Genomic DNA, 21,393 nt, shown 5'->3' on the forward strand with positions numbered 1-21,393 from the left:
CGGATGGCTGTCGCGGCGGGTGGCCGCCGTGTCCGGCGCCGCCTGCCTGGCGGTCGCCGCGCTGGTCGCCGGCACGGTCACCGCGTTCGGAGGGCAGGACCACGGCGACGAGGTCGCCTCGCTGGACGGCCACCCCGTCACCCGGGAGGAGCTCCTCTTCCACATGGACCGCCTCGCGCCGACCGTGCAGAACGAGCTGCGCAACAAGTACGCCGGCCTGAAGGCATCGTTCTCCTGGAACGCCAAGGCCGGGAACCGGACCGCGCTGCAGCGTCTTCAGACGCGGGCGCTCGCCGAGATCCGCGAAGACAAGACCACATTGCTGCTCGCGCGGCAGCAGGGCCTCGTCGACTCCGTCGACTTCGCGGACCTTCAAGCCGAGCGCACCGCCGAGAACACGTCCCGAGCCGAGGCCGTCGCCGCCGGCCAGACCGTGTACGGCGTCACGGACTACTCACTGGACGAGTACTACGGCCACCGGCTGACCGAGCTCGCCACCGACCTCAAGGAGAAGCTGAGCAAGGGCTCGGGCGACCCGCTGCACGTCACCGACGCCGAGGTCCGGAAGGCGTACGACGACAACCCGGACTCCTGGAACGCCAACGCCACCACCTACACGTACACACAGCTGGTGCTGCAGGTGCCGGGGAAGGCGGGCGTGGACTTCGACGCGAAGCTCGCCCGGCGGGTGAAGGCCGCGGGCGACCTCTCGGACGTGAGCGGGGTGGCCGGTGCCGAGGTCACCACCGACACCTATGGCGGTGACGGCACCACCAGCGTGAACACCCACGACCAGGACCTGATGTCCGTGCTCGGAGACCTGAAGCCGGGCGAGATCTCCGAGCCCGCCAAGGGCGGCGGACAGATCACCTACTACCAGCTCGACAGCAAGAAGACCGACGACGACAAGGCGTTCGGCGACTACAAGTCGCGGATCCGCCAGTCGCTGGTCGAGGGGAAGTACGACCGATACCTCCAGCGCCGGGCCAACGACGCCTCGATGCACGTCGACCACTCGGCGATGGCCGCCATCAACGCGAAGGATGTGCACCAATGAGCCCTGCCGACGTCGGCCCACCCGAGGACAGGAAGGCGAGGCGCCCGAGAATCACCGGGCGGACCCTCCGCACGGGCCTCACCTCCTTGCTCGCGGCCCTGCTCGTGGGCTCGCTCGCGCCGTCCGCGTACGCCGCCGCGGAGCCGGGCGCCGCGGCGAACTCCGTGACGAAGGCCGCGGCCACCGCGAAGTCCTGGCCGGGCAACACCCCCAACAAGACGGCCGGTACCGACTACTACATCGACGCCACGCACGGTCACGACACCGCGTCCGGCACCTCGGCGCAGCACGCCTGGAAGACCCTGGCCAAGGCGAACGCGACCACCTTCAAGCCGGGCGACCGCATCCTGCTGAAGGCCGGCGAGCAATGGCAGGACGAGCAGCTGTGGCCGAAGGGCTCCGGCAGCGCGGGCAAGCCGATCACCATCTCGGCCTACGGCGACAAGAGCGACGGCCGCCCGTACATCGCGACCAATGGCAACGTCCCCAGCCCCTTCAACGCGGACGGCACCAAGAACCCCGACACCGTAGGTCTCACCGGTGCCATCGTGCTGCGCAATCAGCAGTACTGGGACATCAACAACGTCGAGCTGTCCAACGACGACGACTTCTCGACCGACATCACCAAGGGCAGGTACGTCCGCGACGGAATCATGGTGTCGATCAACGCCGACCTGCTGGGGGCCGGCGAGGACAGCATCATGGACCACTTCCGGATCTCGGACATCTTCGTCCACGACCTCGACGGGCCGAGCAGCTGGCAGAAGATCCACTACGGTGCGGTGGACTTCCAGGTCTTCGGCAGCAAGAGCTACAAGGACTACGCGACCGGCGGCCATTACTTCAAGGACGTCCGGATCGAGAACAACACGTTCGTCAATGTGGAGCTGCACGCGGTGCAGTTCGGGTTCAACTGGTTCAACGCGGACGGCACCGCTGCGGGTCAGTACGACGACAGCGGGAAGTTCCACGAGGGCTGGGAGCAGCTGTGGGTGCGTACCCGCGACCTGTACAGCCGTGACGTCTACATCGGCCACAACTACGCCGAGAGCATCGGCCAGGGTGCCATCCAGCTCGCCGACACCGAGCGGATGACGGTCGAGTACAACGAGGTCAACGGCTTCCTGGAGCGCTACGACGCGGTCTCCTGCGGCCTGTACCTGTGGGCGGGCGCCGACTCGACCATGCAGTACAACGAGGTGTACGGCGGCCCGGACAACGAGTACGACGGCACGCCCTGGGACCTGGAGTACACCAACTTCAACGTCACGTACCAGTACAACTACTCGCACGACAACGCGGCGGGCTGGATGGCCTACATGGGCAACAGCTCGAACTCGGTGGCGCGTTACAACCTGAGCGTCAACGACAACGGCGTCCTGGTGAAGAACATGCTGTCGTCGAACTACGAGCCCTCGTACTTCGTCAACAACACCTTCGTGTACGACGGGTCCCAGCTCGACTACGTACACGACGAGACGTTCCTGAGCCGCGTCTACTTCCTCAACAACATCTTCTACAACACCTCGAAGACCGACGAGACGACCTGGTACCGCCGCACCGGCGCGCTGCGCCAGGCCGTGTTCTCGAACAACGACTACTACGAAGCGAGCGGAAGGCACTCGACTCAGGAGCCGGCCGACCCCGACGGCCTGCGCGCGGACCCGCAGTTCAAGGGCAGCGCGGACACCTATGTGACCGGCGCCGGCGTCGCGAAGATCCGTACCGCGGCAGCGCATTTCTCGCTGAGCAAGAACTCGCCGCTGATCGACGCGGGGCGCTACAACACCCACCTGGGCACCGCCGACTTCCTCGGCACCAAACTCTACTTCGGTGACGCGCCCGACATCGGCATCGCCGAGTCCCGCAAGGGCAAGCGGGTCGCCCACCCGGTCGACGACGACCCGATCGAGGAGGAGGCCGACAACCGCGTCGACCTCGCCCTCGGCAAGACGGTCACCGCCAGCTCCACCCACCCGGGGGCGAACGGCACCCTCGGCGCGGAGAAGCTGACCGATGGCGACCTCAGCACCCGCTGGGCCGCCGCCGACGCCGCCGCCTACCCGATCACCCTCGACGTCGACTTCGGCGCGGCGACCACCTTCGACCAGGTCTACCTGGACGAGTACACCGACTCGGGCACCAACCCCCGCGTCCAGTCCTTCGACCTGCAGCGCTGGGACGACACCACCGGCACCTGGGTCACCTTCGCGAGCCGCGACACCGGCATCGGTCACGACCTGACCGTCACCGGCTTCGGTTCGCTGACCACCTCCAAGCTGCGAGTGGCCCTCACCGGCCAGATCGCCACGGAGCAGTACACGCCGACGCTGACCGAGATCTCGGTCTACAACTCGGTCTCCTGATCCCCCGTCCGGTCCCGCGGGCATTCCGCGGGACCGGCGCCGGGCGGGCCTGAACCCCGTCGGGATGTGTGGGCTGACAGTGTGCAACCGGGGGTGGTCGGAAGGCGGTGGGCTGCTCTTGCCCGCTGATCGTCAACTGGCGTTCTCTGCGGCGTAGGTCGGAGCGCAACGCGGCCTGGCTCGCTGAACGGTTCGACGCCGGCCCTCCCCGGCCCGCCGCATGTCCGGTCCCGATGTTGCCCGTGGCGCAGTTGTTCCTGCGCGACATACCGCTGTTGCGGCCCCCGGGCAGGCCGATCTGTTGCAGATTCTCTGGTGCCCGTACGAGCACGATCCGGACCACAAGCCGTCGACCGCGCTGTTCTGGCGGTCTGCCGCCGAGGTGGGTGACATCCTCGCCTCACCCCCGAACCGTACGAGGCGGACTATCCGGGTTACGTGCCAGAACCGTGCGGGCTGGCACCCGAAGCGCTCACCGACTACCCCAACAACCTGGACCTGAGCCCGGAGCTCCAGCTAATGCTGGATGACTGGAACAGGTGGCGGGTGGCAGGCGGCAGGCGTCGGCGTGGACAGCTCGTACGCCGAGTATCCGCGAGAGTTCTACTCCGCTCATCTGGCGCATGTACCCGGCTGGGACCAAACCTTCTGCCTCGCCGCCTTCGTTCTCCGGATCTCCGCCCGCAGAAGCGGCAGACGGGCACGACGCCGGGGCTCCCGGGCAGTGTCAGCTCGGAGGTCACCGCGTCGAGGCCATGGCGGAGGAAGCCCGCAAAGCGCGGGCGTTGGCGGCGGCTACGTACGCTGCTGGCGCTGATGGCGGAGTACTGCGCAAGCGAAGGCCCTCGCTCCTGCTTCGGTCCGCTGACAAGGACTGCAATGGATCGAGGGAACCACCCGCGGCTTCGACGGCTACAACTATTTCCGTGATCATCCCGAACGGATGATTGACTGGACCGCTCGCCTCGCCTGACCCGCACGCTATGCCCAGCCGCCAGGGGCCGCCTCACGCCTCGATCTCAAGTGCCGCCCGCCAGAGTGCGAAGAGGGCTCAGCCGTCGGAAGCCGGCGGCGGTCTGCGGTGCACCGGGCGCGGATGTGGGATAGGAGTGCGGCGCTGTTGGCGTCGGGGCGCTCGCCGATCCCTTGCCCCTCCAATCCGACGATGCGCTGGGGAACTGCCAGGTCCTTGCCGACAAACAGGCGAGTCAAGGCAAGCGGGTCGTCTTTGTCACAGGTAGCGGCACCCTTGTCGATCAGCTGGTCGTATTCGGGTCCTGTCTTGTCCTCGTATGCTGCTGCCATGCGGCCCCATTCGTCCCAGGGCAGCATCTCGTGCTTGCAGAGCGCGGCGAGGTCTCGGACAGCGTTGCCGCTGATTTCGGCCCATCCCCAGGCGTGATCGGTGACCGCTACCCCGAACGTGTCCGGGTCGATCAAGCCATTGCGATATCGGGTCCATGCCTCACCCCCGGTCAGGAACTCGCCGGGAGCGAGATCCTCCGGGCGGTCGACGTGTCCGTTGCCGAGGATCTCGGAGTCGATACGAACCCAACGACCCCGGCCAGCCTCTCAGTACTCGGTGATCCAGTGATCGAGGCCGCGTCCCTCAACGAAATAGGTGGCAAAACCGCACCGGGCACGAGCGCCCATGCCTCGCGCTCGCAAGAAGGCACAGGCCATGGTGGCGAAGTGACGACAGGTGCCGACCACCCGCGTCTCAGGCGTTCGAGCCTGATGAAGCGGCGCGGGGTCAAGGCCAGTCAGTACGGTGATCAACTCGTGACCGGCCGGATGTTCTTCTCAGCGATCCGGCTCTGAGGAAATCCCGACGCGGCGGCGTCCGTGGGCTGGATGACCAGGCTCTGCACGGCGGCGCAGAAACCCACGGGATCGTCTGGCAGCCCTTCGATGAGCGGGAGTTGTGCCGCATCCAGGCTCGTGAAGGGCGCGGGCCGAGAGTAGTCGAACACACCGGTCATGACCGAGGATCGTAAGGGCCGGGGCTGACAGCCAGACATCCGAGCCCTGACGAGCCCATGGCGTTGCCGAAATTCGCCGAGACAGCACACGCAGCCTGACCACCACACCATTGGTGTCCGTCGAAGCCGAACCAGCTCACCGGCCCTCCCGTTTCCGTCGGCTACCCGGCAGTGGGGACACCGAGCAGAGCCGACGCCTCCTGGAGCGGGGTGAGCCCGAGTGCCGATGCCGCGGCAGGGAGTTCGCGGCAGGTGAAGCCGAGGCGGATCATCGCCCGGAGGACTTCGCCGGCGGTGAAGTCACGACGGTCCTGCCGGGTGATGACCTCGCCCACTTGCATGACGGGGTAGTGACGGCGGCCGATGATCACGGTCTCACCGGTGACCGGCCCGGGTGTGACGCCCTTCATCGACGCCACGACCCCACTCTTGGACAGGTCGAACGCAAAACGGGCGATGACGCAGCGCATGGTGCCTCACAGTCAGGTGGGAAGGCAAGGGAACCGGTGGCCGACGATCAGTGTGAGCGGGTGAGAACACCTACGGCGCAGCCGTGCTCGTCGATGACGGGCACGGCCGTGAGACGTCGATGGCGCATGGTGTGCTGCGCCTCGGCCATCTGCGTCACCGGCGAGGCGAACGGCCCGCCGCTGCCGGCGACCTCCCGCAGGCGGACCTGATCGGTGTAGGCGTAGCCGTCACGAAAGGCGGTGAGCTGGGCGAGGGTGACCAGACTCGTGCACCGGCCGTCCTCGTCACAGACGACCAGATGCCCGGTGCGTGCACTGGCCATGACCGACAGGGCTACCTCTACGGTCATGTCGTCCCAGACCTGCGGTCCGGGCGCGTCCATGGCTTCAGCAACGGTGCCGTGGGCGGAGTCCGCCTGGCGTGGCAGGTCGTGTGGCAGGGTCAAGAGTGCCTCCTGGAGGAGTGGATGGGCGTCATTGCCGGGAAGGTCCTAGGCCGCCGCGTTGTAGACGGACCGACGCTGGGCCGAGCGGCGTGCTGCCCGCATGGTGCGGCGCTCCTGGGTGGTGTCACGGCCGCGTCGGCCGTGGGAGGCGGGGGCAGCGCCCTCGTATCCGGCCTCCGGAGCGGTGATGACGACCGGGGTGCCTGAGGGGGCCTGCGCACCGGTGATGCGGATCAGGTCGGCCCCGGCCGGGTGAACCTGCGTGGTTTGAGGGTGGATTCCGGCGTGCTGCATGAGGCGGGCCATGTCGCGGCGCTGGTCGGGTGTGACCAGCGTGACCACGGTGCCGGATCGGCCGGCGCGGGCGGTGCGGCCGCCCCTGTGGAGGTAGTCCTTGTGGTCGCTGGGCGGGTCTACGTGGACGACCAGGTCGAGGTCGTCGACGTGGATCCCGCGTGCGGCGACGTTGGTTGCCACCAGCACCGTCACGTGGCCTGCCTTGAACTGGGCCAGGGTCCGGGTGCGATGCGTCTGCGACTTGCCGCCGTGCAACGCGGCGGCGCGGACTCCGCTGTTCAGCAGGTGCTCGGTGAGCCTGTCGACGGCGTGCTTGGAGTCCAGGAACATGATCACCTGGCCCTGCCGCGCCGCGATCTCGGTCGTCGTCCGCCGCTTGTCGGCGGCGTGCACGTGCAGCACGTGGTGCTCCATCGTGCTCACCGCGCCCGCGGAGGGATCCACGGAGTGGACCACCGGGTCGTTCAGGTAGCGGTGGACCAGCAGGTCGATGTTGCGGTCCAAGGTGGCCGAGAACAGCATTCGCTGTCCTTCGGGGTGCACTTGGTCCAGCAACGCCGTGACCTGTGGCATGAAGCCCATGTCGGCCATCTGGTCGGCCTCGTCGAGGACGGTGACGGCGACTTGGCCGAGTCGGCAGTCGCCGCGCTCGACGAGGTCCCTCAACCGGCCAGGCGTCGCTACGAGGACTTCCGCGCCGGCGCGGAGCACGCCGGCCTGACGGCTGATCGGCATCCCATCGACGGCGGTGGCCATTCGCAGCCTCATCGAGCGGGCGTAGGGGGCGAGAGCGTAGGTGACCTGCTGGGCCAACACCCGGGTGGGTACCAGCACCAGCGCCAGCGGTTGCCGGGGCTCGGCGCGCCGTCCGGCGGTACGGGCCAGCAGGGCGAGGCCGAAGGCGAGGGTCTTACCGGATCCGATCCGTCCGCGGCCCAGGACGTCTCGGCCCGCGAGGGTGTTGGGCAGGGTCGCCGCCTGGATCGGGAACGGCACGGTCACGCCCTCCGCGGCGAGCGCCGACAGCAGTGACCGGGGCATGGCTAGATCGGCGAACGTCTCGGCGGCGGGGAGTGCCGGGGTCATCGTGTCCGGCAGGGTGAACTCGCCCTGTGGTGTTGTGCGGCAACGGCGTTGGCCGCCGGAGCGGCTGGGGTCACTGGTCTTCGTGTGGCTGCCGTTCTTGCCGGCGTGGGAACTTCCGCTGCGAGTAGGTGTGAATCCGTCGTTCGTAGGTGTGCGGCTCATGCAGAACCTTCCTCAAAACGGCCACATCAGGGGATCCTGCTCCGATGAGGCAGGACACGGAATCGCGATGACGGGCCGCGCAAATGCGATGGCGAGCCGGGCCTGCGGGCGATGCCCGTGGGCCGGGTCGCTGAACGGGTGGGGTGGGGCGATCCGGTCCGCGTCCCAAATGCCTGGGTCTAACGGACGTTCGGAAGCTCTGACGGATGTGTATCCGGAGCCTGAGGCGGATATCTGCTGCCAGTGGGGGATCGCGACACCCTCAAAACCCTGGCCCCGTGAAATTGTCACGGCGTGACCAGGCAGGGTACGTACTGATGTACCACAAGCTGGGGCCCGCACCCAAGGTGCGGGCCCCAGCTGCGATCTATGCGTGTCCGCGTCAGGCCGGAACGATGTTCTCGGCCGTCGGGCCCTTCTGGCCCTGCGCGATGTCGAAGCTCACCTTTTGGCCCTCGAGCAGTTCGCGAAAGCCCTGGGCGGCGATGTTCGAGTAGTGGGCGAACACGTCAGCGCCGCCACCGTCCTGCTCGATGAAGCCGAAGCCCTTTTCCGCGTTGAACCACTTCACGGTGCCAGTAGCCATGTGTTGCATCTCCTTCGGGGCACAGCCCGGAGCCTGTACTGTACGGACCCCGCGTCGCCGCAATGATTACCCCGCCAGTGGATGACCGGAATCAAGAAATACTCCCATCGGCATGAGCCAGTGGGGGCAATTTTCTTGGGAACCACAACTGCAACTTATTCGAGAGTAGCACGGCGCGATCGGCCGTGCACGGTTGATAACCACACCCCGTCCATCACGTGAGATACCTCATCGCGCGTTGCACTAAATCTCACTTCCTTCGCGAGCCAAATATCGGGCGTCGCGGACTGCGCCGTTCCCCCGGTGCGACGCCGACGAGGTCGGCCGCGCCTCGTGGCCCAACCGCGTCCGGCCCCGGCGACATGGGCCAGGACGCAACCCGTCCGCCGCCGGGCGCCGATGGGAACTGGACGGGGGCATGGGGACAGAACCGCGATGACGGGGGCGGCCAGCGCTCCGAAGGCCAGCCGCGGATGACGCCGCGTAGGTACGGTGTACGGGCGCCGAATGCGGTGAAAGCGCCGCGGGCGACGTCGCCGGTGACGGGGGGCTTGGGCGCTCACGGTGTCGCCGTGCTGGCGCCGGACCCGCAGGGACGGCATCCGCTTCGCGGTGGCGCTGCGCTGCGACCTCACCGAGGAGCGACGTGCCTTGATGCGCCACGACTTCGACCCGACGTCGATGTCGCGCACCCTGCCCTGGGTAGAAGAGCTGCACGGTGACGCCGACCCGACGCGCGATCTCGCCGCGTCCGGCCACGCGGGACCCGGCCGCGGGCAGGCTGTCACATGGATGAGCGGGGGTGGTTCAGGTCGCGCCAGTCCCGGGGCGACATTCCGTAAGTCTGCCTGAACACCTTGCTGAAGTGGGACGCGTCCACGAAACCCCAGCGCCGTCCGGTCGCCGCGATGGTGCGCAGGGGCCCGTGCGGGCCGGCCAGATCCCGCTTGCACTCGGCCAGCCGGCGTGTACGGATCCAGTCGCCGAGGGTGATGCCCGAGCGGGCCAGCACGGCGTAGAGGTGTCGCACGGAGACGCCGTGGACGGCGGCGATCCGTGCGGCCGACAGATCGGGGTCAGCCAGATGCGCCTGAACGTACTGAGTGACCCGCTGGGTGAGCGTCGCCTCCAACGGCGCCTTGGCCAGGCCGGAGTCGCCGTGCTGGGTTGCCAGGACGGCGCGGAGCAGTTCGATGCTGGGGGTGACGACGGACTCGGCGTCCCGATCACCCTGATGGATCTCGTCGCTGACGGCCAACTGTGAGAAGTAGGTGAAGGCGAGCCGCGCGACGGGATTGCCGGGCCCCAGGGCGACCGCCGCCACATCCCTCAACAGCCGCTCGGGCAGCGCCAGTGCGGCACGGGGGAAACGCAGGAAGTGGTGGTCGACTCCCTCGTCGAAGAGAAGTGTGTACGGGGCGACGGACTCGTAGACGGCGCACTCGCCCGGTCGCAGCACGCACTCGCGGCCGTTCTGCACCACCAGACTGGTCCCCGTCATCTGCACGCCGAGGAAGACGGCCGGCTCCTTGTCCTCCCGGGCCAGCCGTTCCGTCCGGTGGATGGCGACGGAGGTCGCACGCGCCGAACAGATCCGGAGGGGGCCGACCGTGCCGAGACCCAGGCGGACGGAGATGCCGTCGGTCGGCGGACCGTGATCGATGTCGACCGCCACGATGGAATCCCGCACCGCGTTCCGGACAACTTCCTCCCGGTCCTGCGGTGCCGTGAACGCGGTGTCGAGAACCGGGCTCATACGCCGCACCTCTGCCCGCGTCCGTCACCCGGCCGGCCTGACGCCGGCCTGCCCCGTTTCCCCACGCGTCACCCTTCGCACGATCCCCCGGACCTCAGTTTGACGGACTTGTGATACGACGTGCAGCCAATTCGACAGGCGCGCACAAAGGCATCACCGCCCTCCTCCGACACCCTCTCCGGAGACGGTGCACGACGGACAAAGAACCCTGCACATATGACAAAGGCCGGGTCCCACGCCGCCATTAGTGTCCATGGCCGAGCCCCGGGACAGCGCTGCGATCCGTCCTCGGGCTGCCACGGAAACGACAGTGCTTCTCGCACGGAGAGGAACGACAGGCATGCGCAGGACAGGCAGGAACAGGGCACTTCTGGCGACCGGGACCTTGCTGGGGGCCCTGATGGGAGTGGCGTCCGCCGCCGTCCCGGCCCACGCGGCGGACGGGGTGTGCACGGGAGCGGCCTCGGTGCCGAACGGATCGACGGGCCGGCACTTCGTGTACCCCATCAACGTCGCCAACAACACCATCTACTGCTACCTGCAGTCCGGGCACACTGGTCCCGGAGTCAGGGCCCTGCAGAAGAACATGAACAGCTGTTACGGCAAGAAGCTGGAACTCGACGGCATCTTCGGGTCGGACACCAGGAATGCACTGCGTGACGTCCAGAGCAGGATCGGCGCGGCGGTCGACGGCGTCTACGGCCGGGAGACCCTGACCAAGATGAAGTGGGCCCGCTACAGCAACGAAACCGGCGCCAAGTACGACTGCGTCTGAGCGCGACGTTCAACCTCGCAGGTCACCCGACCTACTGATCTCACAGCGTGATCAAGCACGCCTGCCCGATACTTCCCATGAGGAGCATGATGTCTTCACGCACGCCCCGCAACAAGCCGCGCGCCCTTGCTGCCCTGGGCACCCTGGCAGCGGTACTCGCCTGCGGTGTCGCCGTCTCCCCCTCCGCGAGCGCGGCCGGTATATACCCGACCTGCAACACCACCAAGGCTGTTTCCATCAGCTCGGGTCACTCCGTCACAGTTCCCGCCTACAACAGCGGCAGCGGCAAGACCCTGACCTGCAATCTGGTATTCGACAGGGGCACACAAAACCCGGCCGTGACGGCGCTGCAGCGGAGCCTGAAGAATTGCGAGAGCTACGGCTACCTCACCATCGATGGCTACTACGGCCTGGAGACGATGACCGCCGTCGAGTTGCTCCAGGAGGACTATGGGCTCGGCGCGGACGGCGTCTACGGCCCGAACACCCGTGACAGCATGAAGCACTACAGTTCCACGCTGGGCTGCGCCCGCCTGTGACACCGCGATTCGGCTCCTGACGGCACTGGCCGTCCCTCGCCGCTCCGGCCGGACCCCCGGCCGGAGCGGCGACGCCTCGCGTCCCCGCTGGCGGTCGCGCTGCCGCCCTGCGGCGCCTGCCTCCCGGCCCGACGCGGCGCTCCGGCCCTTGCGCTTGCCTGCTCGAGTGACCTGCCTGGTCGGCCGGAAGCGGTCCAGGTAGCGCCGCGCCTCGTCCACCAGGTCCATCTGCACCCGGGACAGAGGATGCCCCTGCTGATCCAAGGGGTGGCCTGCTGCAGCATCGACCGGCTCTCCTCGATCCGCCTGCCGCAGGCGGGTGAAGACGACGTGCCGCAGTCACCGGTCCGCCAGTTGCAGGGAACTCGCTGGCCGCAGCCGCCGCAATGGTGGTCTGATGCGTCGATGTTCTACGAGGATCTCAGCCGCTTGAGTACACCAACGACCCGGCGAGACGATATCCGGCCCCGACCCGAGCAGTCTGCGATTCGTATGCTTTCAGTCGCCGTATGAGCGCCTCAACGTCGGTTGGTGAGCGGGGACGAGCCCTGGACCTGCGGGCCGGCCCCCGTCGGCTTCACGGACAACCTGCTGGCCGTCATCGAGGCGCAGGCGATCCCGCCAAGGCGTGCGCGTTATTCGAGGACGCCTTCGTGGAGTTCGGCGAAGAGTTCTGTGTTGCGGGTGTAGTCGACGGGGACGTCGATGATGGTGACGCCGGGCTGGACCCGGGCCTCGCGCGACAGGGCCTCGCCGAGGACCTTTGCGAACTGCTCTTCGGTCTCGACCCGGTAGCCGTGGGCGCCGAATGCGCCGGCGTATTGGGCGATGTCGTAGTCGCCGAGCAGGACGCCGGAGGTCCGCCCGTACTTCAGCTTCTCCTGGAAGCGGACCATGTCGTAGCTGTTGTCCCTGAGGATCACGTGGGTGAAGTGCAGGCCGAGGCGTGTGGCCGTCTCCAGTTCCTGGGCGCTGAACAAGAAGCCGCCGTCGCCGGAGACGGACACGACCTGCTTGCCGGGACGGACGATGCAGGCGGCCATGGCCCACGGCAGGGCCACGCCGAGCGTTTGCTGGCCGTTGGAGAACAGCAGGTGCCGCGGTTCGTAGGCGCGGAAGTGACGCGCCATGTAGATGTAGTGGGAGCCGATGTCGCAGGTGACGGTGGCGTCGTCGTCGATCATGTCGCGCAGCGTGAGGATGACTTCGACGGGGTTGAGGCCGGTCTCGGTGTGGTTCGCCGACCGTGCCGCGTCGTCGGCGTCCTTCAGGGCGCGTCGCTGTTCGGCGAACTCGGCGAGGACTTCCGTCTCCAGCTTCAGCCCGGACAGGTGTCCCGTCAGGGCCCGGAGGGTTGCCGGGATGTCCCCCCGCAGTTCGATGGCGGGTCGGTAGTGGTTGTCGATGTCCGCGGGCAGGGCGTCGATGTGAACGACGGTGCGGCCCGGATCGGTGTTCCATAGCTTCGGGTCGTACTCGACGGCGTCGAATCCCACGGTCACGAGCAGGTCGGCGTGGGAGATGGCGATGTCGCCGGGCTGGTTGCGGAACAGGCCGATGCGGCCGACGTAGTGGTCTTCCAGTTTCCGGGAGACGACACCGGCGGCCTGGAACGTTTCCACCACCGGCAGGTCCGTGACCTCGAGGAGGGCGCGGAGTTCGGCACATGCTTCCGTACCCGCCCCCCGAAGGCCGACCAAGAGCACCGGGCGCTTTGCCTCACGGATGAGCCGGGCCGCCTGCTCCACGCGGTCACCCGGCGCCGCACCTTGTTCGGGGACGGGAACGGCTTCGGAGATGTCGGCGCTGGTGGGGGTCATGAGCACGTCGGAGGGCAGCACGACCGCGGCAGCGCCTCGCGGCTCTGTGACAGCCGCTCGAAGGGCATTGGCGACGGCCTCGGGCACGTTGTCGGCGTCGTTGACCTCGCCGGTGTACTTGGTGAACGGCTTGAGGGCGGCCGTGGCGTCCATGGACTGGTGGCTGCGCTTGAGGCGGTCCGCGCGCGGCACGGCGCCGCACAGGGCGACCACGGGATCCTGCTCGGTGTTCGCTGTGAGGAGCCCGGTCGCGCTGTTGGACGTGCCCGGTCCCGAGGTCACCACGATGGCGCCGGGGACGCCGGTCAGTCGGCCGACGGCGGCCGCCATGAACGCGGCGTTCTGCTCGTGGCGGCATACGACCAGTTGGGGGCCGCCGTCCACCAGCGCGTCGTAGATGGCGTCGATCTTCGCGCCGGGGACTCCGAAGATGTGGCTGACGCCGTACGCCGACAGCACCTCCACCGCTCGCTGGGCGGCACGCACTCCTGACTCGGTCATGCGGATTCGAACTCCTCATTGCTGTGGAAGGAGGGAGCGTGTTCAGCCACCCTCTGCCTGGCGGATTTGGTCTCCAAGGCCGGAGGGGGTCAGATCGGAACTGAGGAACTGCTGCGTCGTCGGCAGGCTGAGATGCAGTTCGGACCGCTCGCCGATGGAGATGGTGCCGTGATCGAGCCGGAAGTCGAGACAGTGACCCCCGTGATGGTGCGTGTCGTCGAGGAAGTGCAGGTGATAGCCGGCCACCGAGATCCCCTGCTCGTAGTCAGGGGTGCGATAGCCCGCCAGCGTGCCCGAGATGTCGTGGAAAGCTGTCTCGGCCTGCCCTTCGGCTGCCTCGGTCAACGACGGGTAGGGCGGTTCCTGCTTGCGTACGGTTCGTGTCCGGACCTCGCTGAAGTGGCCGGTGATCTTGATGGCGTACAGGAGGTTGGGACTGCGCCCCATGTCATCGATGGCGGTTGTCACTTCGCTCCGGGACATCGGGGACGTCACGTCCTTCAACGCATCCACCGAGTCGGGGCCGAACCACGTCATGGCGGCGAAGGGCGACAGATCACCCGGGGTGGCGATCTGAACCGAGCCGTCGGCACGCAGGTGATAGCAAACGCCGTCAAGGACGAGCATCTCGCCGTCGAGCTGGTTGAACGTGCCGAGTCCGAAGTCGCCGTGCCGGAGTAGCTCACCGACCGACACGTCCCCCTCGTACACGCCGTCGATGAGCGCACCCATGGTGGAGCTCTGGTAGACCTCCCTGGCCTGGTCAGCGTCGTGACGGGAACCGCTTCTGCCGTTCCAGTGCGACAGCACTGTTCGGACAAACCTTCGAAAGGCGTCCCTAGGGCTTTCCTCTACGGACATGCCTCGTCTCCCATTGCCGGGCGGCGCTCGATCCGACGTGTGCGCAGATAGAGACGCAGTAGTCACCGCCGGGCGCGCGCATACCCGGGCGACCATGGTCCACCTCGCGAATCATGCTGGTCGCCCCCTGTAGGACGCGCAACCGGGGGCCGCCGCTGGAGTGGGAGACCGGTCATCGAATCCTGGTGCGGGCCTGCGGAGCCAGCGCGGCACCGGCGGCGCAAGGCGCGCGGGGCGATCCTTGAGCCCGGCCCGCCGCTCAGCGCAAGCGGACTCGGAGGCGAACGGCTCCCGCCACTTCTGCCACGAGGACGTACACGATCATCATGAGGCCGCACAGTCCACGAGCTCGGCCGCGAGTTCGGGGTCGGGCTTGGGGATGGTGCCGTAGTCCTCGTCGGGCTGTGCCTCGAGGCGCTGGACGGCCTTGGTGATCGATTTCGACAGCGGGAGGGACGAGGCGGGCCGGCATGCCCGGTGGACGATATCGACCGTGACCACCTGGGGCACTGTCGCCGCCTGGGACGCCGACGGTCCCCATAGCCAGTGGGTCAGGGCCCGATCGGTTGTCGCCTGCGACCACGCGGTGTGCGCCATGGGGTCCTGGCCCAGTTGCCGCAGCAGAAGGGCCTGCTTGCGCCAGTGCTGTGCGTCGCGTAGTTCGCTGTGCTGCAGGTGGTGGAGGGACAGGCAGTGGGCTGCGGTGGGGGAGTCGGCGCCGGCGGCGAACTGCCACCAGAACTGGGCGGCTTCGTGACGGTCTGCCAGGTACAGCAGGCAGGCGAACGCGAGCGCGCCGGTGGGTTCGATGGTGGCACGGTCGTCGACCAGTAGCGCCATGGCCGCGATCGCCTGCGGGTCCCGGACCACCTGTGAGGACAGCAGGCCCAGTTCGGTGGCGGCCTGCTCGTGCAGGGCGGCCGGGAGGCCGTCGTGCGCGTCGGCCGGGCGGGTGTACGCGCCGGATGCGGTGCGGATCCACCGGGCGCGGCTTTCCATCGACTCGGCCCTGTGCCACACGACCCGCCGGGCGATGCGGTCCAGTGCCGCTCGTTCGTCGAAGTCGGTGTACACGTCGGCTAGGACTTCCGCGCCGGCCAGCACCTGGTCGATGCGATCGGTGCGCTTGTTCCCCCGGTTCATCAATCCTCCTCGTTCATCTCTTCGGTGGCCCATTCGATCCCCAGATCCCGGGCCAGCCGCCGGCGGGCACCGCGCACGTGGCTGCGGACCGTCCCATAGGACACGCCCATGAGTTCGGCCACCTGCCGCATCGGGTAGCCGAGCACGAACCGCAGCACGATCACGTCGTACTGGCGCTCCGGAAGCCGGGCGATCGCCGTGTACAGCCCGAGGCTGGACTCCAGCACGGCGAAGGATTTGCGGCTCGTGCGCCGGATCTGCTCGAACGCGGCGGTCTCCACCAAGGCGGGGGCGCGCCCTTGTATTTCCAGGCGCCGGGCGACCTCTTCCTTCAGTGCCGCCCAGGCGTAAGTGTCCACGTTCGGCTGCTTCAGCACGTGCGGCCACATCGTGGCCAGCTGCACGAACACGTCCTCGACGACCTGTTCGGCTGCGGGTCGGCTGTCCAGCTGCAGGTGCGCGTAGCGCAGGTAGGCCTGGTGGTGCAGGCAGTAGAACGCGGTGAAGGTGTCCGGCAGTACCGCGGTCAGATCGTCGCGCACGGCCTGGTCGGCCCACGGATTCGGTTGGTGGCCGCTCATCAGTCGCGCTCCAGCGGCAGCACGTCGGTGCCCTTGCTCGGGGCAGCTGTCTCCCCGCGCCGGTGCTGCGAGGCCAGCTGGGCGGCGCCGACCCGCACGCCGGCACTGAGCAGGCGTGTTCCCAGGGCGCGGATGTCTCCCGCGAAGACCCGGAGCGCGACCGCCCCCGTCATCACATGAGCAGCCATATCGAGATCCACTGGCTGGAGTCCTTTCGTCGGCCGATGCAGCCCCCGCTCGGCACCGAGCGCTTTTGCCTTGCTCCCAGCCAAGCGAACGAGACCCGCAAGTGTGCACGCCGAACCCCACCAATTTCACCGGGCGTGCGCACACGATCACGCGCGCGCCCCCGCTGCGCCCACGCGCGCCTGACGCCTCCCAAAGCGCCAACGGCACGGACTGCTGCCCGGTCACACGCCGCCTATGCGCACTGCTCGCACTTGTAGTCCAGGTCGTGCGCAGGTGTCAGGCGTCAGGTGCCACGACTGACATTCCCCTGCTGCAGGTACGCGTCCTCATCGATGTCCCCACTCCGCCCGTGGCAGCACCTGGTGATCTTTGGGGCTCGTGAGGCGAGGAACCCCGCGCTCAGGTCGTCGGACAGGGGGATACCTCATGCATACGGCTCCGGCCCCTGCCTGACGGGACGTCGGGCAGAAGCCGGATGTTGGTAGCGGGGGCGGGATTCGAACCACGCGACCTCTGGGTTATGAGCCCAGCGAGCTACCGAGCTGCTCCACCCCGCGTCGGTGCAGTCAGCTTACGTCTCTTGGGCTGACTGCGCAGGCATTTACCACGGACGTTCGATAGCGCGCGCCGCGCTTTTGCTGACACTGCCAGCCACTTCAGCCCCGTCGTGTCACCTACAGGGAAGCCATGTCCGCCTCACAAGAACAGCAATCTCAGCAGTGCGCCGGTCGACCGCGCCAAGGTGGGGGGCCGAGACGAGCGAGACCACCCCGCGTCGGGCTGGACGGCGTCACCGTCCGGCCGTGGAGAGCGACCTTTCGGGATGGGGATGCTTGGCGGCCGGCCATCAGGCCTGGGCCGGTTCGTCAGTTGATGAGGGAGTTGAAGATGGCCACGACTCCGGCGAAGACCGCACCGTCGGCCAGAAAGGCACTGGCGGGGTTGCCGCCGGATGCCGGCGCCGAGTGCGGCCCGGACTCCGAGCAGCAAGATGCTCGCGGCGCGCGGGCCGAGGAGTGGCCCGTTGGGCTGGGACATGCCGCGGGCAGCCAGCCGGGGAAGCCGGTCCCAGTTCTTTTCGTCGGCCTGGGGGTGACCGTCCGGCTGGCTGTTCCGGCGTCTGGTGTCCGGACTGGCTATGCCCGCGAGGTGGCGACCCGCGGTGGCTGCGCCTCTCCACTCGCACTGCTCGAGACGGGTGGGAGCCGCGGCATGCCGCGCCGTGGGGGCCTGTGCCGGGGCATCGCCAGCCGGCCTGGGCTTGTCCCGCGGTGAGGACAGGCCGGGCTCCCGCGAGCTGTCGGCCGACGCGCGTTTGTCTTCCGGTGACCTGACGAAAGCCCTGTTACCTGCGGTTTTGCCGCCCGGAAGCGAGGGCGACTTGCGGTAGAGCGCAAGTCTCGACTGACCTGTAGCGCAGTAACTAGAAGAACTTCAACTAACGAACATCAACCGCACTGGGCGGCGGGTGCCGGCGGACGGGTGCGGCCCGGTGGCGGCCGGGGCGCGAAACGGGACCGGCAAGTCGGTCCGCCGGATTCCCTCTCCAGATGGATGACACCAGTGGTACCGTTGCCACCATGAAGGCATCTGAGAAGACCGAGAAGAAGGCCATGAGCCTCCGGTTCCCCGACCCGGAGCAGTACGACGCCATCGCCGCGGCCGCCAAGGCCGCCGACATGAGCATGCAGGAGTACGTGCTGTCGGCCGCCTATGAGCGCGCCACGGCCGTCGAACGGGTCTTCCTCGAGGCCGCCCGCGAAGCCATGGAGTACACCCGCGAGGCCTTCGCCGAGATCGGCGACAACGTGCCCGACACCGAACGGCGCGCCGCCGCTCTTGCCGCACGTCACCGCCTTGAGGAACTGGACGGCGCCGAGGCCGGCCACGGGAACGCCGCGTGACCAATCGCATCGACGTGCCGTTCCTGCTGCACGTTGCCGAGCAGGTCGACGGTGACCCGCAGGTGCACGAGCTGGGCGTGCTCTACGCAGCGGTGGCCCGCGTCCATTCGAGCGCCATGGCGCGCGACTGCTACGGCTCGGATCACCTCAAGGCGGCCGCGCTCCTGCACGAGCTCGCGCGGATTCCCTGCCTGGAGCACTCGAATCTGCAGTTCGCATGGGTGAGCACCTACGGGTTCATGAAGCTGCAGGGCTACCGCCTTGACTACCAGCCCAAGGTCGCGGCCGCTCTCGTCCGCGACGCGGAGGCCGGCCGGGTCTCCGTGGAGGAGATCGCCATGACGCTGCGCGGATGGACCGTCCGGTGACGGCGACGACCCTGGGGCACCCGCCCGGATCCAGCGCGGCCGCACGAAGGGCTGGCGGCTGGCGGACGCCATCACCAACCCGAACGGCGCCGTCATCGTCGGCCAGCCCAGCCGGTACGGCAACGCGTGCACCATCGCGGTGATGCGGGAGATGCGATACGTCGCCCCGTACGCCGCTGCCAATCCGCATGTGGCTGGCCGGGCAACGACCTCAACGCCCCGACCGATGCGGCCGACCAGCGGCCTGAGCGGATCCTTGTCAGCGTGCCGGAGCTGGGCGGCAAGGACGTCGCTTGCACGTGCCGAACGGATCAGGCAGGCCCGTCGACGAACTGCTGCGACTGGCCAGCATGTCGCCTGCCGAGTCGGACGCGTGGGCCGCTAGGGTCCGGGCCCGGGTCGACCAGAGCCGGGCCAATTGGGGCGACGCCCGGGGGTACAGCGCAGGGGGAGGACCGGGACCTCACGAAGGTCTCGGCCGCCGGCAATGACGGCGACTGATACGCGGTCCTGAACGTCCGGGATCTACGCGAAGCCGTAGGCGCCCAGCGCACCGGGCGGCATGTGGCGGAAGTCATCTCCGAGGGCCTCCTTGGGGCGGGACATCGGCACTTGCCGGTCGAGATCCCGAAGATCAACTCCGCGGGGTGCTCGTGTATCGGCCGGACAGCCCGGGTGCGCAGGTGCTCCTGGTGGTGGAGGTGGCGACCACGAGCCCTGCTCCGGAGCGGCAGACGGAGCCGTGCACCTCCCGGCCGACCTGCTGCGCAAGCCGTAGCCTGACCGCCTCTCGGCAGATCCGAGGGGGATTCATGCGGTACTCCCGGTCGTCATAGGTGCCGGTGTCGTCGGCCTTCTCGCCTTCGGCGTCAGTACGATCGGCGCCCACCACGACAGGCCCGCGAACGCCTCCGTCGTCCCCGACCACCCCACCGCGGGCCCCGACTATGGGGTGGCCATGGACCGCTGCGCCACCTCCCGGCTGCGCAACGCGGGCATCCCGGAACCCGGCGAAACCGACCTGCCGTACCTCGATGCCCGGAACGCCCGCACTCTCGGCACGTCCTTTGACGACCAAAGCGGTGAGCGAGGCTGGGGCCCGGCCGCCCCGGACTACTGGAGGCCGTGAACGCGCGCAGAGGGCCCGTCGTCACCCCTGCCACGGGCCCTCTCCCATGCTTGAGGCAGCCCCCTACCGAGGAGAACCCCCATGCCACCTGCCGACGAGCCGCACGTGTGCAAGCCCGGCGCCAGCCTGTACTTCTGCCCGGCCTCCGGTGACATCGAGTCCGACTGCCACGGCGGATTCGATGTGTGCTGCGACCGCCCCGACCTGCACCGGCCCGTCTCCGACGAAGGCGTATAACCGGCTCACGCGCCGACCGTGCAGCGGTGTATGCCGCTGCACGGTGCACGCGCGGGCCGCGGCGTTGTGTGGCCGCCATGTGGATTTGCCGCGGCCGAGCGAGCTCGGCGAGGTGTCCGCGGTGTGGTGTGCCCCCGGGTGTGTCTGTCGCCCTCTGTGATGCTTCCTGCGCCGGCCCCTGCATCTTCCCCTGTGCTGGCCCTTTGGGTGCTGTCGTATTCGCGCAGGTCAGCGGGTCGGCGCCGGGTGGACGGAGCTGGTCTGCCTCGAACTCTTCCCTTCCCGCGCCGAGGGCTCTAGCCGGAGTAGCCGCTGCGCTACTCCGGGTAGGTTGGCGACAATCCCGGAAAAGATTGTCGCCAATCAGGTAAGCGATTGGCGACAATATTGTTGACAATCATGTGCGGCGGGCCTAGCGTCGGTGGTGAGGCGGTAGGCCATGCACAGGGAGCGGGACCCGTGGTGAAGCGTCAGAGCGTTGAATCCGAACTTCGTGAGCGGATCCTGCGAGGAGACCTCACCCCGGGTGATCGGCTGCCGGAGGTGCAGCTAGCCGAGGAGCTGGGCACCACGCGGTTCGCGGTCAGGTCCGCCCTGCAGGCATTGGAGGCCCGCAAGCTCGTCGAGCGGACCCCGAACGCCGGCGTGGTGGTCGCCAGGCTCGACCACGACCGTCTGCAGGAGATCTATGACGTCCTGGAACTCCTCGAGGGCCTGGCGGCCCGGCTCGCCGCGCAGAAGTCCACGCCGGCTGACTGGGCGGAACTCCAGGAACTGTTCGCCGAGGGCGGCGGCCTGGACGAGGCCGCGGAGGGCGGTGACATCGATGTGTTCCTTGCCGCGATCGACCGGTACCGCGACACCGTCATCGAACTGGCCGACCAGAGCTTTCTCGCCGAGATGCTGGTCGGCGTCCGTGACCAGTCCCATCTGCTCCGGCGCCGCATCCTGATGACGCCCGGGCGGATGCAGGAGAGCCTGGCCGAGCACCGCATGGTGATCGACGCACTGGTACGCGGCGACGCCGAGGGCGCCGAGCAGCTCAAGCGACACAACATGCAGACCGCGCGCAAGCGGCTGAGCCGCTACCGGGACTTCCTCGTCTGACGGCAAGGCCGCACGTGCGCGCCCTCCGAAG

General features: G+C 68.2%; 22 protein-coding genes and 1 tRNA gene. 10 read left to right on the forward strand and 13 right to left on the reverse strand.

Features of this window, described 5'->3' with window-relative positions; translation table 11 throughout:
- Positions 1 to 28 precede the first annotated feature (28 nt).
- Complete coding sequence (locus tag CHF15_RS38960; protein ID WP_143681735.1) at positions 29 to 1,057, forward strand: peptidylprolyl isomerase; 1,029 nt, start codon at positions 29 to 31, stop codon at positions 1,055 to 1,057.
- Positions 1,054 to 3,423, forward strand: coding sequence for a discoidin domain-containing protein (locus CHF15_RS38965; RefSeq protein WP_089228669.1), 2,370 nt, complete (start codon positions 1,054 to 1,056; stop codon positions 3,421 to 3,423). Before CHF15_RS38960 ends, CHF15_RS38965 begins: the two co-directional genes overlap by 4 nt.
- 981 nt (positions 3,424 to 4,404) lie before the next feature.
- Here the strand turns inward: CHF15_RS38965 and CHF15_RS46145 are convergent.
- The 7 genes from CHF15_RS46145 to CHF15_RS39000 form a co-directional block, all read right to left on the reverse strand.
- Positions 4,405 to 4,863 (reverse strand): hypothetical protein, encoded by a 459-nt coding sequence (locus CHF15_RS46145; protein ID WP_245939295.1) that lies wholly within the window; start codon positions 4,861 to 4,863, stop codon positions 4,405 to 4,407.
- Positions 4,864 to 5,198: 335 nt separating this feature from the next.
- Complete coding sequence (locus CHF15_RS46155; RefSeq protein WP_245939296.1) at positions 5,199 to 5,405, reverse strand: hypothetical protein; 207 nt, start codon at positions 5,403 to 5,405, stop codon at positions 5,199 to 5,201.
- A gap of 161 nt (positions 5,406 to 5,566) precedes the next feature.
- Positions 5,567 to 5,875 (reverse strand): SCO5918 family protein, encoded by a 309-nt coding sequence (locus tag CHF15_RS38980; RefSeq protein WP_089228670.1) that lies wholly within the window; start codon positions 5,873 to 5,875, stop codon positions 5,567 to 5,569.
- Positions 5,876 to 5,922: 47 nt separating this feature from the next.
- On the reverse strand, positions 5,923 to 6,321 hold the full coding sequence (locus tag CHF15_RS38985) for a CBS domain-containing protein (protein WP_375816730.1): 399 nt from the start codon (positions 6,319 to 6,321) through the stop codon (positions 5,923 to 5,925).
- Between the two features lie 45 nt (positions 6,322 to 6,366).
- Positions 6,367 to 7,866, reverse strand: coding sequence for a DEAD/DEAH box helicase (locus CHF15_RS38990; protein WP_089228671.1), 1,500 nt, complete (start codon positions 7,864 to 7,866; stop codon positions 6,367 to 6,369).
- A gap of 382 nt (positions 7,867 to 8,248) precedes the next feature.
- On the reverse strand, positions 8,249 to 8,452 hold the full coding sequence (locus tag CHF15_RS38995) for a cold-shock protein (RefSeq protein ID WP_004986771.1): 204 nt from the start codon (positions 8,450 to 8,452) through the stop codon (positions 8,249 to 8,251).
- Positions 8,453 to 9,236: 784 nt separating this feature from the next.
- The gene (locus CHF15_RS39000) at positions 9,237 to 10,208 is read right to left on the reverse strand and encodes an AraC-like ligand-binding domain-containing protein (protein WP_089228672.1); all 972 of its coding nucleotides are present in this window, start codon (positions 10,206 to 10,208) and stop codon (positions 9,237 to 9,239) included.
- Between the two features lie 340 nt (positions 10,209 to 10,548).
- Here CHF15_RS39000 and CHF15_RS39005 point away from each other — a divergent pair, with 340 nt between their 5' ends.
- The 3 genes from CHF15_RS39005 to CHF15_RS44580 all read left to right on the forward strand — a co-directional run bounded on the left by CHF15_RS39005 (position 10,549) and on the right by CHF15_RS44580 (position 12,035).
- A complete protein-coding gene (locus CHF15_RS39005; protein ID WP_179280169.1) occupies positions 10,549 to 10,983 on the forward strand; it encodes a peptidoglycan-binding domain-containing protein in 435 nt (144 codons plus the stop codon).
- Positions 10,984 to 11,030: 47 nt separating this feature from the next.
- On the forward strand, positions 11,031 to 11,522 hold the full coding sequence (locus tag CHF15_RS39010; RefSeq protein WP_089228673.1) for a peptidoglycan-binding domain-containing protein: 492 nt from the start codon (positions 11,031 to 11,033) through the stop codon (positions 11,520 to 11,522).
- Between the two features lie 246 nt (positions 11,523 to 11,768).
- A complete protein-coding gene (locus CHF15_RS44580; RefSeq protein WP_143681736.1) occupies positions 11,769 to 12,035 on the forward strand; it encodes a hypothetical protein in 267 nt (88 codons plus the stop codon).
- Between the two features lie 122 nt (positions 12,036 to 12,157).
- Here the strand turns inward: CHF15_RS44580 and alsS are convergent, their stop codons facing one another.
- The 6 genes from alsS to CHF15_RS39035 form a co-directional block, all read right to left on the reverse strand.
- The gene (alsS, locus tag CHF15_RS39015) at positions 12,158 to 13,843 is read right to left on the reverse strand and encodes an acetolactate synthase AlsS (RefSeq protein WP_089228674.1); all 1,686 of its coding nucleotides are present in this window, start codon (positions 13,841 to 13,843) and stop codon (positions 12,158 to 12,160) included.
- A 42-nt stretch (positions 13,844 to 13,885) separates the two neighbouring features.
- A complete protein-coding gene (gene budA / locus CHF15_RS39020) occupies positions 13,886 to 14,653 on the reverse strand; it encodes an acetolactate decarboxylase (RefSeq protein WP_220093386.1) in 768 nt (255 codons plus the stop codon).
- 375 nt (positions 14,654 to 15,028) lie between these two features.
- Complete coding sequence (locus CHF15_RS39025) at positions 15,029 to 15,847, reverse strand: hypothetical protein (protein WP_089228676.1); 819 nt, start codon at positions 15,845 to 15,847, stop codon at positions 15,029 to 15,031.
- Entirely contained in the window at positions 15,847 to 16,428 is a 582-nt protein-coding gene (locus tag CHF15_RS39030) for an RNA polymerase sigma factor (protein WP_089228677.1), read from the reverse strand. Before CHF15_RS39030 ends, CHF15_RS39025 begins: the two co-directional genes overlap by 1 nt.
- Positions 16,428 to 16,616 (reverse strand): hypothetical protein, encoded by a 189-nt coding sequence (locus CHF15_RS44585; RefSeq protein WP_143681737.1) that lies wholly within the window; start codon positions 16,614 to 16,616, stop codon positions 16,428 to 16,430. Before CHF15_RS44585 ends, CHF15_RS39030 begins: the two co-directional genes overlap by 1 nt.
- Before the next feature lie 480 nt (positions 16,617 to 17,096).
- Positions 17,097 to 17,174, reverse strand: a tRNA-Met gene (locus tag CHF15_RS39035).
- 1,023 nt (positions 17,175 to 18,197) lie between these two features.
- Here CHF15_RS39035 and CHF15_RS39040 point away from each other — a divergent pair.
- The 5 genes from CHF15_RS39040 (at position 18,198) to CHF15_RS39055 (ending at position 21,362) form a co-directional block, all read left to right on the forward strand.
- Complete coding sequence (locus CHF15_RS39040; protein ID WP_245939297.1) at positions 18,198 to 18,521, forward strand: type II toxin -antitoxin system TacA 1-like antitoxin; 324 nt, start codon at positions 18,198 to 18,200, stop codon at positions 18,519 to 18,521.
- Positions 18,518 to 18,889, forward strand: a complete 372-nt coding sequence (locus CHF15_RS39045; protein ID WP_089228678.1) for a fic family toxin-antitoxin system, toxin component — start codon at positions 18,518 to 18,520, stop codon at positions 18,887 to 18,889. The genes CHF15_RS39040 and CHF15_RS39045 overlap by 4 nt, the downstream gene beginning before the upstream one ends.
- Positions 18,890 to 19,847: 958 nt before the next feature.
- Positions 19,848 to 20,018: a hypothetical protein gene (locus CHF15_RS45305; RefSeq protein ID WP_179280170.1), complete on the forward strand. Its 171-nt coding sequence runs from the start codon at positions 19,848 to 19,850 to the stop codon at positions 20,016 to 20,018.
- 81 nt (positions 20,019 to 20,099) lie between these two features.
- A complete protein-coding gene (locus tag CHF15_RS45310; protein WP_179280171.1) occupies positions 20,100 to 20,255 on the forward strand; it encodes a hypothetical protein in 156 nt (51 codons plus the stop codon).
- A 459-nt stretch (positions 20,256 to 20,714) separates the two neighbouring features.
- The gene (locus tag CHF15_RS39055; protein WP_179280172.1) at positions 20,715 to 21,362 is read left to right on the forward strand and encodes a GntR family transcriptional regulator; all 648 of its coding nucleotides are present in this window, start codon (positions 20,715 to 20,717) and stop codon (positions 21,360 to 21,362) included.
- Positions 21,363 to 21,393: the final 31 nt, after the last annotated feature.

The organism is Actinacidiphila glaucinigra (genome assembly GCF_900188405.1).
GTDB classification, from domain to species: domain Bacteria; phylum Actinomycetota; class Actinomycetes; order Streptomycetales; family Streptomycetaceae; genus Actinacidiphila; species Actinacidiphila glaucinigra.

What these genes read in the sequence shown, in the direction of transcription:
- CHF15_RS38965 (WP_089228669.1), top strand. Translation starts at nt 1,054, where the DNA reads ATGAGCCCTGCCGACGTCGGCCCACCCGAGGACAGGAAGGCGAGGCGC.
- CHF15_RS46155 (WP_245939296.1), bottom strand. Translation starts at nt 5,405, where the DNA reads ATGACCGGTGTGTTCGACTACTCTCGGCCCGCGCCCTTCACGAGCCTG.
- CHF15_RS38980 (WP_089228670.1), bottom strand. Translation starts at nt 5,875, where the DNA reads ATGCGCTGCGTCATCGCCCGTTTTGCGTTCGACCTGTCCAAGAGTGGG.
- CHF15_RS38990 (WP_089228671.1), bottom strand. Translation starts at nt 7,866, where the DNA reads ATGAGCCGCACACCTACGAACGACGGATTCACACCTACTCGCAGCGGA.
- CHF15_RS38995 (WP_004986771.1), bottom strand. Translation starts at nt 8,452, where the DNA reads ATGGCTACTGGCACCGTGAAGTGGTTCAACGCGGAAAAGGGCTTCGGC.
- CHF15_RS39000 (WP_089228672.1), bottom strand. Translation starts at nt 10,208, where the DNA reads ATGAGCCCGGTTCTCGACACCGCGTTCACGGCACCGCAGGACCGGGAG.
- CHF15_RS39005 (WP_179280169.1), top strand. Translation starts at nt 10,549, where the DNA reads ATGCGCAGGACAGGCAGGAACAGGGCACTTCTGGCGACCGGGACCTTG.
- CHF15_RS44580 (WP_143681736.1), top strand. Translation starts at nt 11,769, where the DNA reads ATGCCCCTGCTGATCCAAGGGGTGGCCTGCTGCAGCATCGACCGGCTC.
- alsS (WP_089228674.1), bottom strand. Translation starts at nt 13,843, where the DNA reads ATGACCGAGTCAGGAGTGCGTGCCGCCCAGCGAGCGGTGGAGGTGCTG.
- CHF15_RS39025 (WP_089228676.1), bottom strand. Translation starts at nt 15,847, where the DNA reads ATGAACCGGGGGAACAAGCGCACCGATCGCATCGACCAGGTGCTGGCC.
- CHF15_RS39030 (WP_089228677.1), bottom strand. Translation starts at nt 16,428, where the DNA reads ATGAGCGGCCACCAACCGAATCCGTGGGCCGACCAGGCCGTGCGCGAC.
- CHF15_RS44585 (WP_143681737.1), bottom strand. Translation starts at nt 16,616, where the DNA reads ATGGCTGCTCATGTGATGACGGGGGCGGTCGCGCTCCGGGTCTTCGCG.
- CHF15_RS39040 (WP_245939297.1), top strand. Translation starts at nt 18,198, where the DNA reads ATGAAGGCATCTGAGAAGACCGAGAAGAAGGCCATGAGCCTCCGGTTC.
- CHF15_RS45305 (WP_179280170.1), top strand. Translation starts at nt 19,848, where the DNA reads ATGGACCGCTGCGCCACCTCCCGGCTGCGCAACGCGGGCATCCCGGAA.
- CHF15_RS45310 (WP_179280171.1), top strand. Translation starts at nt 20,100, where the DNA reads ATGCCACCTGCCGACGAGCCGCACGTGTGCAAGCCCGGCGCCAGCCTG.